This window comes from Geomobilimonas luticola, assembly GCF_018476905.1.
Lineage (GTDB): Bacteria > Desulfobacterota > Desulfuromonadia > Geobacterales > Geobacteraceae > Geomobilimonas > Geomobilimonas luticola.
This window is the reverse complement of record NZ_JAHCVK010000001.1, coordinates 1,178,101-1,190,477: the sequence shown is the minus strand read 5'-3', so window position 1 is coordinate 1,190,477 and position 12,377 is coordinate 1,178,101. Positions and strand designations below refer to the sequence as shown.

Annotated in this window: 15 protein-coding genes; 10 read left to right on the top strand and 5 right to left on the bottom strand. The window is 50.9% G+C overall.

Annotation, left to right across the window (positions count from 1 at the left end):
* Positions 1–47: 47 nt before the first annotated feature.
* The 10 genes from KI810_RS05590 to KI810_RS05545 all read left to right on the top strand — a co-directional run bounded on the left by KI810_RS05590 (position 48) and on the right by KI810_RS05545 (position 8,944).
* The gene (locus KI810_RS05590; protein WP_214174462.1) at positions 48–650 is read left to right on the top strand and encodes a TetR/AcrR family transcriptional regulator; all 603 of its coding nucleotides are present in this window, start codon (positions 48–50) and stop codon (positions 648–650) included.
* 63 nt (positions 651–713) lie between these two features.
* The gene (locus KI810_RS05585; protein WP_214174461.1) at positions 714–1,346 is read left to right on the top strand and encodes a TetR/AcrR family transcriptional regulator; all 633 of its coding nucleotides are present in this window, start codon (positions 714–716) and stop codon (positions 1,344–1,346) included.
* A complete protein-coding gene (locus tag KI810_RS05580; RefSeq protein ID WP_214174460.1) occupies positions 1,343–2,665 on the top strand; it encodes a TolC family protein in 1,323 nt (440 codons plus the stop codon). The genes KI810_RS05585 and KI810_RS05580 overlap by 4 nt, the downstream gene beginning before the upstream one ends.
* A complete protein-coding gene (locus KI810_RS05575; protein ID WP_214174459.1) occupies positions 2,662–3,645 on the top strand; it encodes an HlyD family secretion protein in 984 nt (327 codons plus the stop codon). The genes KI810_RS05580 and KI810_RS05575 overlap by 4 nt, the downstream gene beginning before the upstream one ends.
* Positions 3,646–3,655: 10 nt before the next feature.
* Positions 3,656–4,582, top strand: a complete 927-nt coding sequence (locus KI810_RS05570; protein ID WP_214174458.1) for an ABC transporter ATP-binding protein — start codon at positions 3,656–3,658, stop codon at positions 4,580–4,582.
* Positions 4,579–5,505, top strand: coding sequence for an ABC transporter ATP-binding protein (locus KI810_RS05565; protein WP_214174457.1), 927 nt, complete (start codon positions 4,579–4,581; stop codon positions 5,503–5,505). The genes KI810_RS05570 and KI810_RS05565 overlap by 4 nt, the downstream gene beginning before the upstream one ends.
* A gap of 1 nt (position 5,506) precedes the next feature.
* Positions 5,507–6,616: an ABC transporter permease gene (locus KI810_RS05560; RefSeq protein ID WP_214174456.1), complete on the top strand. Its 1,110-nt coding sequence runs from the start codon at positions 5,507–5,509 to the stop codon at positions 6,614–6,616.
* A 1-nt stretch (position 6,617) separates the two neighbouring features.
* Positions 6,618–7,739, top strand: a complete 1,122-nt coding sequence (locus KI810_RS05555) for an ABC transporter permease (RefSeq protein WP_214174455.1) — start codon at positions 6,618–6,620, stop codon at positions 7,737–7,739.
* Between the two features lie 152 nt (positions 7,740–7,891).
* Positions 7,892–8,377 (top strand): hypothetical protein, encoded by a 486-nt coding sequence (locus tag KI810_RS05550; RefSeq protein WP_214174454.1) that lies wholly within the window; start codon positions 7,892–7,894, stop codon positions 8,375–8,377.
* Positions 8,378–8,509: 132 nt separating this feature from the next.
* Entirely contained in the window at positions 8,510–8,944 is a 435-nt protein-coding gene (locus KI810_RS05545; RefSeq protein WP_214174453.1) for a PAS domain-containing protein, read from the top strand.
* A 347-nt stretch (positions 8,945–9,291) separates the two neighbouring features.
* Here the strand turns inward: KI810_RS05545 and KI810_RS05540 are convergent, their stop codons facing one another.
* The 5 genes from KI810_RS05540 to KI810_RS05520 all read right to left on the bottom strand — a co-directional run bounded on the left by KI810_RS05540 (position 9,292) and on the right by KI810_RS05520 (position 12,366).
* A complete protein-coding gene (locus tag KI810_RS05540; RefSeq protein WP_246525160.1) occupies positions 9,292–9,777 on the bottom strand; it encodes a DUF2127 domain-containing protein in 486 nt (161 codons plus the stop codon).
* Between the two features lie 6 nt (positions 9,778–9,783).
* A complete protein-coding gene (locus tag KI810_RS05535; protein WP_214174740.1) occupies positions 9,784–10,227 on the bottom strand; it encodes a thioredoxin family protein in 444 nt (147 codons plus the stop codon).
* 67 nt (positions 10,228–10,294) lie between these two features.
* On the bottom strand, positions 10,295–11,077 hold the full coding sequence (locus KI810_RS05530) for a FeS-binding protein (RefSeq protein ID WP_214174452.1): 783 nt from the start codon (positions 11,075–11,077) through the stop codon (positions 10,295–10,297).
* A 20-nt stretch (positions 11,078–11,097) separates the two neighbouring features.
* Positions 11,098–11,946, bottom strand: a complete 849-nt coding sequence (locus KI810_RS05525) for a YeiH family protein (protein ID WP_246525159.1) — start codon at positions 11,944–11,946, stop codon at positions 11,098–11,100.
* A 96-nt stretch (positions 11,947–12,042) separates the two neighbouring features.
* Complete coding sequence (locus tag KI810_RS05520) at positions 12,043–12,366, bottom strand: OsmC family protein (protein ID WP_343213473.1); 324 nt, start codon at positions 12,364–12,366, stop codon at positions 12,043–12,045.
* Positions 12,367–12,377: the final 11 nt, after the last annotated feature.

The window sequence follows — 12,377 nt, the reverse complement described above, 5'->3', positions numbered from 1 at the left end:
GTTATATGCAAGCAAATGCTCACTTGCACATAGTGAAAGGAAATGTGATGGCAGTCAGAATAAGGGAAACAACTGAGGTTAGGCAGAGCCAGATTACTAAGGCTGCTTTGAAGGTTATCGGGCAGAAGGGTATAAACGGGGCGACTACAGCGGAGATTGCCTCTGCCACTGGTATTTCCGAGGGCAATATTTACCGCCACTTCAAAAACAAGGAAGAAATTTTTATTGCGGTGATTGATAAGATAGGGAAAGACCTGGAATCGCTGCTTGATGCAGCTTCAGAGATTGATGATCCGCTGCAAAAACTGGCAGAAATCTTTAAACGCCACCTGTCTTACATAGAAGAACATATCGGTATTCCCCGCTTAATTTTTTCTGATGAAGTGCTGGTATTGGACAAGAACCTCCGGACGAAGGTCAGACACAACATCGCACAGTACTCCAGAGGTATTTGCTCCATCATCTCTCAGGCGCAGGATGCCGGTATTATTAACCGGAAACTGGATCCCGGTGTTTTGACAAGCATGTTTATTGGTACGATTAACTTTACTGCTATCCAGTGGGTCATGAACGACTTTTCCAATTCTTTGTCCGCTGAGGTAGAAATACTTTGGATGACCTTTGCTGCTGCCATAACAACTAAATGCTGAAGCATAAAGTGGTAAAACATTTATGATATAGGTAAGTGAGCATTTACTTCCTGCGGAGGGTATATGTCCCATATCGTTTCAAAAGTTCAAAATAGCGCACGACGGGAGCAGATCGTTCGTGCCGCATTTAACATCCTTGCTGCCGGTGAAGGGATAAATGCACTAACGATAGGCGCCATTGCACGGGAGACCGGAGTGTCAACAAGCGATATATATCGGCATTTTAAGGACAAGGATGAAATCATCGAAGAAATGGTTACGAAGGTCCACCTAGAATTGATGAAGAACCTGACGTATCTCTACGACAGCGATCCTTCTCCACTTATAAGCCTAAAGCGGTTTTATCTCCTCCATCTTGATTTCCTGGAGACCAGGAAAGGGATTGCACGTCTAGCTTTTTCAGGAGGAATCCTCAAAGCCGGAAGTGCATCGCAGAGAAAGATTGATTACCTGCTTGATACTTATTCTGCCGGTCTGGTAAACGTCATCGAAAAAGGGAAGAAAATCGGCGACATCAGGAAGACTGTGAACTCAAAGGCCTCCGCCATGGTGCTGATTGGAATGGTGCAGGCGATAACTTTAAAGTGGCTGGTAAGCGACTTTTCCTTTCCTCTCGTAGATGAAGGGATAATGCTGTGGCATGGTTATGAGGATTTTTTGACTTATGATAACAATATCGTGCGGAGGCAGAAATGAAAAAGAAATTGGCCATGCTTGGGATTTTTTTATTACCATCAGCGCTTTTTGCGGAAAGTGACGTGCCATCTTACAATCTTCCCCAAGTGATCGAGTTTGCCCTGAAGAACGAACCGAGGCTCACCGGGCTCGGGAAGGATGTCAAAGCGACTGAATATGCTATCGACGCTGCCAAAGGGGAGCGGTGGCCAAAAGTTGATCTGGGAGCCGGCATTACGCGTTACCGCTATCCCACCGCCATTTCCCCCATAGCAGGCTCGCCGCAAAACAGTAGTTTCCCTGACTTTGATAAAGACATCTACGATGCAGGAGTCTCACTTAAAATTCCCCTTTACCGGGGCGGACGACTCGAAAAAAACATTGATATAGCCAAGATCACCAAGATGGTCACGGAGGGAACCTTTCGCCAGGGGAAGCAGGAACTCGTCTACAACCTGACAAGCACGTACTGCAAGATACTGGAGTTGGAGGCGATTCTCAAGGCGCGCGAGCAGATGGTAAAGCAGCTTGAAGAGCATCGCAGGGTCACTGATCAATTTGTCAAGGCCGGCAGGTCAGCGCGGGTGGATCTCATGAAAACTGATGTGGAGTTGGCCCATACCAGGCAGCAGGCGCTGGAAGCACAGAACGCCTTGGCGGCTACATACGCGCTGCTCCGGACATTGATGGGAGCGGACGAGACATATCCGCAATTCACTATCGCCGGGGAACCTCTTTTTTTAAAAGTACATTCACAGGAGGCCGAAGGGGTGAAGGTAGCTTTGCAACAACGTCCGGAATACCGGAAGGCCAGTGCTCAGGCGGAACTTCAGCAGGCCAAGCTGGATTTGACCAAGGGAAAGCGTCTCCCTTCTCTGGATCTGGCCGGCGATTTCACAGAAAAAGCAGGAGACTCCTTTTCATTCAAGGATAACTGGAATATTGGTTTGCGGCTCTCATATCCACTTTTCGACGGTGGTATAACGCGGGCGGAGATCAATAAAGGGTCAATAGAACTTGAACGCAGTCACGGAGAGCTCCGTGCCGTTCGGCTGCTGATTGTGCAGGAAGTAAAGGAGGCTTTCCTTGCGGTCACCGATGCGGAGAAAAGAGTCTCGGTTTCTAAAGAGGCAATTTCTTTTGCCGAGGAAAACCTGCGAGTAGAGCAATTGAAGTATGAAACCGGTGATGGGACAACCAAAGACGTGATTGACGCCCAGACAGCGTTATTGCGTTCGATCACTGATTGGCACCAGGCTTCGTACGATCTGTTAACGGCACAGGCGGCCCTTGAAAAGGCACTGGGAAGTAATGTACCTGGGGAGGTGGCTTCACGATGAAAAAGAGACTGATACTAATTGGCCTGGTGGTAATTGTCGCAGCGTCTATTGCCTACTTCCTGCTCCATCGAAAAACCGATGATCCAGGGATACTGCTCAGCTCGGGGAACGTCGAGGTGACCGAAGTGGATCTTGGGTTCAAGGTCCCCGGCAGGGTGGAAACGCTCCTGACCGACGAGGGTAGGAACGTCGTGGCAGGCGGGATCTTGGCAAAGCTGGACCGCACACAGCTTTTGCGCCAGATGGAGGCGCAGCAGGCCGTTATCGATTCCAGCAGCGCCAGACTTCTCGAGTTGCAACGTGGTTCGCGCCCACAGGAAAAAAAGAGCGCCCGGTCGCTCGTGTCCTCCGCCTCCGCTGACCTGGAAAAAGCAGGCAAGGATTTCGAACGTGCCGAGATGTTGTTTAAAAACGGCGCTATCCCGGCACAACAGCGCGACTCCGCCAAGCGGACCTTTGAGGTGGCAAAGGCGCAGTACGATCAGGCTTTACAAAACGAGAGCCTGGTGAACGAAGGGCCGCGGTCGGAAACAATCAAGGCAGCTGAAGCCCAGGTCCGACAGCCCAGAGCGCAGCTGGCGGTTTATCTGGAGCAACTGGCGGATATGGATCTGAAAACACCGGTGCAAGGAGTGGTCCTCAGAAAAAATGTGGAAGCGGGTGAAACCGTTACTGCCGGAACGCCCATCTTTACCGTCGGCGACCTGACACATCCATGGGTAAAGATCTATGTGAAGGAGGACAAGTTGGGCTTGGTCAAACTGGGTCAAAAAGCGGAGGTAACGGTCGATACCTATCCGGGAAAGAAGTTTGACGGGGTAGTGACCTATATCTCCTCGGAAGCGGAGTTTACTCCCAAGAACGTGCAGACTCAGGAAGAACGGGTGAAGCTGGTCTTCGGCGTCAAGGTGAGCGTGGATAATCCGAACCAGGAGCTTAAACCGGGCATGCCGGCGGACGTCAAGATCAGGGTAAGGTAGGCGTTGCAAAATGGATACGAATACCGCAGCAATTAAAGCAGAAACGTTGACCAAGACCTTCAACGGCAACATTGCACTCGACAGCCTCACCCTGGAGATCAAAAAAGGGGAGTTGTTCGGTCTTGTCGGACCGGATGGTGCCGGCAAGACCACCACTATGCGCCTGTTAACCGCCATCATGGAACCCACTTCCGGTGATGCATGGGTAGCGGGTCACTCGGTTCTGAAGGAAGGGGAGCGGATCAAGGAACGGATCGGCTATATGTCTCAAAAGTTCGGCCTCTATGAAGATCTCACCGTCATGGAGAATATCATCTTCTATGCCGACCTCTACGAAGTCCCACAGAAAGAACGTCCGGAGCGGATCGAGCGGCTGCTGGGTTTTTCCAACCTGACCCCTTTCAAAGGAAGACTGGCCGGGAAGCTTTCCGGAGGGATGAAACAGAAGCTCGGCCTTGCCTGTGCCCTGATCCACACCCCTGAGATTCTCTTCCTCGACGAACCGACCAACGGGGTCGATCCGGTTTCACGGCGGGATTTCTGGCGTATCCTTTACGGCCTGCTGAAGGACGGGATTACCATCTTTGTCTCCACTGCCTACCTGGACGAGGCGGAACGTTGCACACGGGTTGGTCTCATGCACCGCGGAAAGATACTGATCGACGACAGCCCGGCACGGATCAAGGGTTCCCTTGGCTTTCCCATGGTGGAACTATGGACCGGGGATGCGCGCACGGCCGAGGATATCGCAAGGGGCTGTCCGGGGGTTCGTAGCGTGAGCATCTACGGCAACCGTCTTCATGTCGCCCTGGAGCGGAGCAAAGCGCTGGATGGCGTCATCGGCAGGCTTCAGAAAGAGGGGATTATTGTCCGGGATCATCGATCGATCCTCCCTTCCCTGGAGGATGTCTTCATCGCTATGGTGGAGGAGCCATGAACCATATCGAAACAGCAGTAGAATTTTCCGGGTTGACCCGAATTTTCGGCGACTTCACTGCCGTGGACCAGATCAGCCTCGCGGTTGGAAGGGGAGAAATCTTCGGTTTCCTCGGCCCTAACGGAGCCGGCAAATCGACAACCATCAAGATGCTGTGCGGTCTCCTCACCCCCTCCGCCGGTAGTGGGACAGTGGGAGGATTCAACATCATGACCGAGGCGGAAGAGATCAAGAAGAATATCGGTTACATGTCCCAAAAGTTTTCTCTCTACGATGACCTGACGGTGGAGGAGAATATCAACTTCTTTAGCGGTATCTACCGGGTTCCCAGGGAGAAGAAACGTGAGCGTAAGGAATGGGTTCTGGAGATGGCCGGGATCGCGGACCGGCGGGGAGCTCTGACCAAAACCCTCTCGGGCGGCTTCAAACAACGGCTGGCACTCGGCTGCGCCATCCTTCACGAACCTCCCATCATCTTTCTCGACGAGCCGACCTCGGGGGTTGACCCGATCTCCAGGCGCAATTTCTGGCGGCTCATCTATGCCATGTCCCGGGAGGGAAAAACCATCTTTGTTACCACTCACTACATGGACGAAGCGGAATATTGCGACCGGCTGGCCCTCATTTACCGGGGGAAGATCATCGCCGAAGGGACACCGACCGCCCTGAAGCAGGAGTATATGGAAAGGGATGTTCTGGAAATCGAGGTTGAGCAGGTGGTGGATGCGCTGGAAGTCCTTGAACAGAGCGGCATCGAAACAGCCATTTTCGGCAGCGTCCTGCATGCCACCGTGACTGACGCTGGGCAGGAGTCCCAACGGATCAGGGAATCACTCGTCAAAGCGGGGCTAAAGGTCGTCCGCATCGAAAAGATCGTCCCGTCGCTGGAAGATGTGTTTGTAACCCTGATCGAGGTGTCGTGATATGAAACTTATCCGCGTCCGCGCCATAGCAAAAAAAGAGCTGATCCAGGTGCTCCGTGATCCCCTGAGTCTGGCCATGGCGTTCCTCATGCCGGTGATCCTGCTGTTGATCTTCGGCTACGCCATTACCATGGACGTGAACAACCTGAGGACCGTGGTTTACGATCTGGACAAAAGCAGCCTGAGTCGTGAGCTGGTAGCCCAGTTCCGGGAGTCGGGATACTTCACGATTGTCACTATCTTGGATCGTCCATCGGATGTTGATGCAGCGCTCGACGCTAACCGGGGGCAGGTGGCGCTCTGGATCCCCGCTGACTTCTCAGAGAATCTGCGAAGGGGAAAGGTTGCACCGCTGCAGGTGGTTGTTGACGGCAGTGATTCCAACACAGCCACCATTGCCCTCGGTTATCTGGAGGGGGTGACGGAACGCTTTGGCCAACGGGTTACAGGTGGAATAGCGCGCGCGCCCATAGATGCCAGGGTGCGTGTCTGGTACAATCCGGAGCTTAAATCGCGCAATTACATCATTCCCGGACTGATTGCGGTAATCATGGCGGTCATTGCGGCACTGCTCACCTCGCTAACCATCGCCAGGGAATGGGAACGGGGCACCATGGAGCAGCTGATCGCCACGCCGGTAAAAACCACAGAGCTGATTGCCGGCAAACTGCTGCCCTACTTCTTCATCGGCTTTATCGACGTGGCCGTTTCCGTGGCCATGACGGTATTTATCTTCGACGTCCCATTGCGGGGGAGCCTGTTACTGCTCGCTTTCCTTACCTCCCTCTTTCTTTTTGGAGGTCTTTCTCTGGGAATACTCATCTCGGTTGTTGCCAAGTCACAGCTGGTTGCCAGCCAGATCGCCATGGTAGTGAGCTTTCTGCCGGCTTTCCTGCTGTCAGGGTTCATGTACGCCATCAGCAATATGCCGCTGCCACTCCAGAATATGACCAGAATCATCCCTGCCCGTTATTTCGTAGCGATTCTCAAGGGAATTTTTCTCAAAGGGAGCACTCTCAGACAGCTGGCAACGGAAACGATTCTTCTTACAATTTTTGGCTTGCTGACCTTCGTCCTTTCGGTCAGAAAATTCAAGAAAAGGATCGTGTGATATGTTCGAACGGATCAAGGAAATGGTGGTCAAGGAGTTCAGTCAAGTGTTTCGGGACCGAAGGATGAAGGCTATCATTTTTGTTACCCCGATCCTGCAGCTTCTCATTTTCGGCTATGCGGTCACTACTGACGTAAAAAGCATAAATACCGCCTTCTACGACCTGGATCACTCCTATGAAAGCCGGGAACTGGGCCGGCGGCTCGAAGCATCCGGTTACTTTATCATCACTGGAACCCCCTCTTCGGCAAAAGAGATGGGGGACCTCCTCGACCGGGGAAAGGTTCTCGCCGTGCTACAGGTGAATAAGGGATTCGGTCGGGATTTGGCGCGAGGTGTTCCCACAGAAGTACAGATGATTGTGGACGGAACCGATTCGAATACCGCATCCGTTGCCATGGACTACTCTACGCGTGTCATCAACCGATTCGGCAAGGAATTCGGGACTCGGGCCGGCATACAACGGGTTGTAAAACCGGCACGGATCGACCTGCGCTCCCGGGCCTGGTACAACCCTGATCTGCGGAGCAGAAACTACAATGTGCCAGGGGTCATCGCTATAATCATCATGCTCACCTGCCTATTGTTGACTGCCATGGCAGTGGTGCGAGAGCGGGAGATCGGCACCATGGAGCAGTTGATGGTTACGCCGCTGAAACCGGTGGAATTGATGCTGGGGAAGACTATCCCTTTTGCACTCATCAGTTATTTCGACATGGCACTTGTTACAACCATCGGTGTCTTCTGGTTTGACATCCCGATCAAAGGGAGTATTCCACTTCTTGTTCTCTCCACGGCGATCTATCTACTCTCGGTATTAGGAGTTGGGCTCTTTATTTCTACTATTTCCAGGACCCAGCAGCAGGCGCTGATGGCTACCTTCCTTTTCTACATACCGGCCGTCCTCCTCTCTGGCTTCATGTTTCCTATCGAGAACATGCCGGTGGCTATTCAGTATGGAACCTACCTGAATCCCCTTCGATATTTTCTGGTCATCATCAGAGGGATCTTCCTCAAGGGGAACGGGATCGATATTCTCTGGCCGCAGATGGCCGCCCTTCTTTTACTTGGTGTAGTAGTCATAATGACCAGCTCCCTTCGGTTCAGGAAGAGGCTCGGGTGAGAGACGAGCGATAAAGATGCTTATTTATAGATAACTGTTCAAGTCTGTTGAACATGTATAACCTGATGCACAATTAAATTAACGATTATGAATTAAATTTATCAACTTGTTAATGAAGAATATTTGTAAAACGTTATATTGGAGAGTTTGTTGTGAAATTGAAATGGTGCTTGATGGTATTAATCACGTTTATTATCCACCAGCCTGTATTTGGCTATGACACGTTTCCCACGCTGGATACGACTGATCAGTATGGAAAGCAATTAAACATGGAGTCGTTATTCCATAACAACAAAAAATATCTTATTGCTATAAGCATGACTAGGAAGGGCTTCGAAAGGGCAAAAAAAGTGACAACAGTGATACAGGGTTCCTACCTCCACAAAAAAGTCAGTATAGTGATGATTCCCAATTTAAGCGCTGTCCCCAAATTTATGGAAGGGAGTGCAAAACGCTCCTTGCAATGGAGCAACGCGCCACCGATTTGGCTTGATTGGGAACACAAAAGCGCTAGGTGGTCAGTGCCACCTGGAACAGATTATGTGTGGATTTATGTGGTTGATAAGGAAAACAACATAATTGCCAAAATAGATGCAACCAGTAAGTTTAGTTTGGAAGATCTTCTAATGGTTCAGTAATACGGAATTTACTCTAAAGCTTGAACCAGTTTGTATTTGAAGATTTCAACTTATTCTTGATATAGGTCAATCATCCGTACACTCTATTGCCGTAACGTATAATCACAATACAGGCAGATTACGGGAGGGTATATGGACAGACTATTGAAGCAGTTAGTCAGCGATGCGCCGGATGCGATTCTTATCTCGGACCAGAAAGGAATTATTCGCTTCTGGAACAGCGGGGCAGAGCAGATGTTTGGCCATACTGCAGCCGAAGCGGCCGGTCAATCACTTGATCTAATTATCCCTGAGAACCTGCGGAGTCGTCATTGGGAAGGTTATTGGCGGGTGATGGCGTCTGGGGAGACGAAATACAAAACCGGCCTTCTCTCGTCACCAGGGGTTCGTAAAGACGGCTCCCGTGTTTCCTTGGAATTCAGCATGGTTCTTCTACGAGATGAAGATGGTGTCATGGCTGGCTGTGCCTCAATCATGCGTGATGTGACTGAGCGGTGGATGAAAGAAAAGTCATTGAAGGAGAGTTTGGCTGCTTGCGAAACAAAGCTAGCAGAAACAACGGCCTAGGTTTCTTTAGAATATTTACTCAAATATTGCCTGCATCAAAGTTTTTCACACGTCTTATGGGATCGTCGATCCGGGATTAGCGACTTCAGAACATGATGCAACAGAATAATGATTATGATTATTACTAACAGACATAGCAGGATTCTGACTGTACTATTACTGCTGGTTCAACTCTGCCTGCCGCTTTCCGGGTCGCTCTACATCTCAACTAATGTGAGTTCGAGCGAAACTAGTCACACTGAAACTGTGAATTTGCCAGGTAGTCCTTAAATAACAGGCTGTTGCACTCCGACGGAGTGTGAAGCTTTCCAACTCCAACCTGCTAATTATCTGTCGTTCTCGCCATTTCAGATCAATACAAACAGCAGATATAGCACAACGCTCAGATTGAAAACGAATACTGAAACCTTGGGCCAGGTAATGCCAAGTGAGAGTTCGTAGATTTCAACCGGAAGGTAGATCCCGCCAGACAGCACGCCAAACCACTCGGCCCATTTCTTCCTCAACCACAGGCCGATCGCTTCTGCCAGTCTCATTGTCGAGTAGAGCAGTGCCGCCCAAGCCATTGCCCACAGCTTATGGTCGTCGAGACGTTCCAACAAGTCGAGGAAGATCCGCGGATAACGGCTTGCAGGATTGAAATGAAAATTCGCGATCAGGCGCGCGGCAATTTCGTGGACATCTTTGTGGATGAGTGCCAGCAGTCCGAAGCCGGCCAGAAGGACCAACACCCCCTTGGCTCCCTCGAACAGGGCGACAATATGCAGACCTTTGGTGTGACGTGGAGCGGCTGCAATTAGATTTTCCCTCCGTTTTGCAGAAGTAATGTTCAAAATTTATCATGCCTTTCGACGGAACCATGCCAGCACCGCATCAAGCGGTTGCGCTCCCGGCAGTTGATCGACAACACGTCCCTGTTTCAACAGCACTATGGCCGGAATACCCCTGATACCGAATCGAGCTGCCAGATTTGGATTATCCTGGGTATTGATCTGCACTACTGCGGCCTGGCCGGCCAGTTTTTCAGCTACGGTTCGCACCACCGGTGCGAAGGTATGGCAGTGAGGTCAGGTAGGGGCCCAGAACTCTGCCAGCACCGGACCGGGATAGGAATTTATGAACGAGTCGAATGTCCGGTCGGTCATCTGCTGGGGATGACAGTACAACGACGGCAAAGCTGACTTGCAATTGCCGCAGCGCCCACGCAGGCCCTCTTTATCGGCCGGGATACGGTTACCTGTGCCACATGAGGGGCAGGAAACGATGTAACTTGAAGAGCTTATCTTACATCACCTCTCTTGTATGTTTCCTCAGAATTGTATCAACTTTTTAACCGTTAAAGTACCAGTTCTACAAAAAGCAGGATGGTTCTTTGCGCTCACTACAATTTTTTATCAGCATATCCCGCCTGGCCTCGACCATTGGGTGACGCATCACTCGTGCATGATACGGACAAAATTTGACACATGCGCAGCACATGACACAGTTTTCCGCTTTCGTGGTGACCTCTTGATCCACCGTGATAATGAATGCTGGGCAAATACGTGCACAGGTTTTACAGAGTGTGCACAACTCTGGCATTGTTTCCGGGCAAATACCGCCCAGCGGAACTCTTTCCTTATAGGGGATGTTACCTGGAATATCGAGAGTTGCCAGATTGCAGTCACCTTGTAGCTTGTTGGCGATGGCAACACCAAACACTATGGCATATTTCAGGTCTTCCGTATCGGGTCGATTTGCAGCGATAGGACGTCCATCAGTTGAATATGAATGTTCTCCTATAAAAGCACCTGCAGCAACGACATTGAACCCCTTAGCGATGATCACATCCCGTAATTCAACAAGTGCGTCCTCATAGGCACGGTTTCCGTAGAGTGCTATCAGAACGGCAGGAATTCCTTCCCCTGAAAGCTTTTCAATACGTTTCAAGAATATTTCCGGAACTCTTCCGGCATAGACCGGTACGCCAATGACTGCGACCCCGTCATCAAGACGCAGCGTGAACTCCTGCTCCATCCTGGTCAGGTCATGGTGTTCGATACTTTGTGAATCAAGCCCTGCTGCAACCTGCTCAACAATTTTTCTGGTCGTTCTGGTTGGTGAAAAATAGATCAGGTAAGTTTTGGGTAACATCGGTAACCTCGTCATCAATATCAATGGATCATCCCACCTGAAACTGCAATCAAAACGGCTGCACTCACGACAATCCAGAGTATAACTCCTTGGGCCAGTGGTCGTATGCCGACCTTCTGCAGTACTTCCCGTGTCAGACCGTTGCCAACCAGGAAGAGAGTCACCACCAAGCTTTGGCGTGCCACAATCGACAATATTTGCCATATGTGGCTGAGGCTTGGCAGGAATGACCGCACGGCAGATGCAGCAATAAAGCCGACGATGAAAAGTGGTATGCCAACTTTTGTCTGGGTCTTGGTAAAGCGGGAAGTGAGCAATGCTGCTGGGGCGATCCAGACTGCTCGCGCCAATTTGACCGTGGTGCCGTTAGAGAGAGCCACAGATCCGTAAGCCGATGCGGCACCGACTACGCTACTTGTGTCATGAATTGCCAGTGCTGACCAGAGTCCGAACTGACGCTCAGTCAAGACGAAGAGATGACCAAGAGGAGGAAAAATAAATAAAGCAACTGCATTGAGGCTGAAAACCGTAGCCAGTGAGATGGCGATGTCCTCGTCACTGGCCTCAATGACCGGTGCCATGGCAGCAATGGCACTACCACCGCAGATAGCCGTACCGAAGGAGATAAGAGCCGATGCCTTAGTCGGTGTACGTAACATTTTCCCCAGGAGTAGCCCAACAGCCACCGTGACACCGATGCTCACCGGAGTATAGAGAACCGCCTCCCGTCCGGCATGCCAGACGTCAACGATCCCAACGCCGAAGCCCAGACCAACAACCGACAATTGCAGCAGTTTTTTGCTCCAGACGGCGGTGCTCTTTGGCCATGGGTTCCCCATGATGAGGCTGAAAAGAATGCCGGCAGTCAAGGCAATTGCGGGGCCACACCAGGGAGTTGCAGTGCCAAGGACTAGAAGAAAAAAGATAAACCGAGACGGTGATTTCATCGCAAGTATTGGCAACGACTATGGCAAGTGCGCGGTGATCTCAAACTCCGGAGGGTTCAAGATCACTTTCTTAACGGAGCAAAGTTCCGCTGTTTTCACAATGGCATTGCGATACTTCTCCGGGAACCCGACCGGCAACATGATATCAAGCGTGACTTTCGACAGTCGTTTATGGCCTGAATCATCAGCAGCGAATTCCATTCGCTGGGTTAGAGACATACCTACAGTCGAAATATTTCTCTGCTGGCAGAAACTGAGAACGTAGATACCCGCACAGGTGCCCATTGAGGCAAGGAAATAGCTGAACGGGCTTGGTGCGCTGCCATCTCCGCCATCTGCGATTGGCTGGTCCG

What these genes read in the sequence shown, in the direction of transcription:
- KI810_RS05590 (WP_214174462.1), top strand. Translation starts at nt 48, where the DNA reads ATGGCAGTCAGAATAAGGGAAACAACTGAGGTTAGGCAGAGCCAGATT.
- KI810_RS05585 (WP_214174461.1), top strand. Translation starts at nt 714, where the DNA reads ATGTCCCATATCGTTTCAAAAGTTCAAAATAGCGCACGACGGGAGCAG.
- KI810_RS05580 (WP_214174460.1), top strand. Translation starts at nt 1,343, where the DNA reads ATGAAAAAGAAATTGGCCATGCTTGGGATTTTTTTATTACCATCAGCG.
- KI810_RS05575 (WP_214174459.1), top strand. Translation starts at nt 2,662, where the DNA reads ATGAAAAAGAGACTGATACTAATTGGCCTGGTGGTAATTGTCGCAGCG.
- KI810_RS05570 (WP_214174458.1), top strand. Translation starts at nt 3,656, where the DNA reads ATGGATACGAATACCGCAGCAATTAAAGCAGAAACGTTGACCAAGACC.
- KI810_RS05565 (WP_214174457.1), top strand. Translation starts at nt 4,579, where the DNA reads ATGAACCATATCGAAACAGCAGTAGAATTTTCCGGGTTGACCCGAATT.
- KI810_RS05560 (WP_214174456.1), top strand. Translation starts at nt 5,507, where the DNA reads ATGAAACTTATCCGCGTCCGCGCCATAGCAAAAAAAGAGCTGATCCAG.
- KI810_RS05555 (WP_214174455.1), top strand. Translation starts at nt 6,618, where the DNA reads ATGTTCGAACGGATCAAGGAAATGGTGGTCAAGGAGTTCAGTCAAGTG.
- KI810_RS05545 (WP_214174453.1), top strand. Translation starts at nt 8,510, where the DNA reads ATGGACAGACTATTGAAGCAGTTAGTCAGCGATGCGCCGGATGCGATT.
- KI810_RS05530 (WP_214174452.1), bottom strand. Translation starts at nt 11,077, where the DNA reads ATGTTACCCAAAACTTACCTGATCTATTTTTCACCAACCAGAACGACC.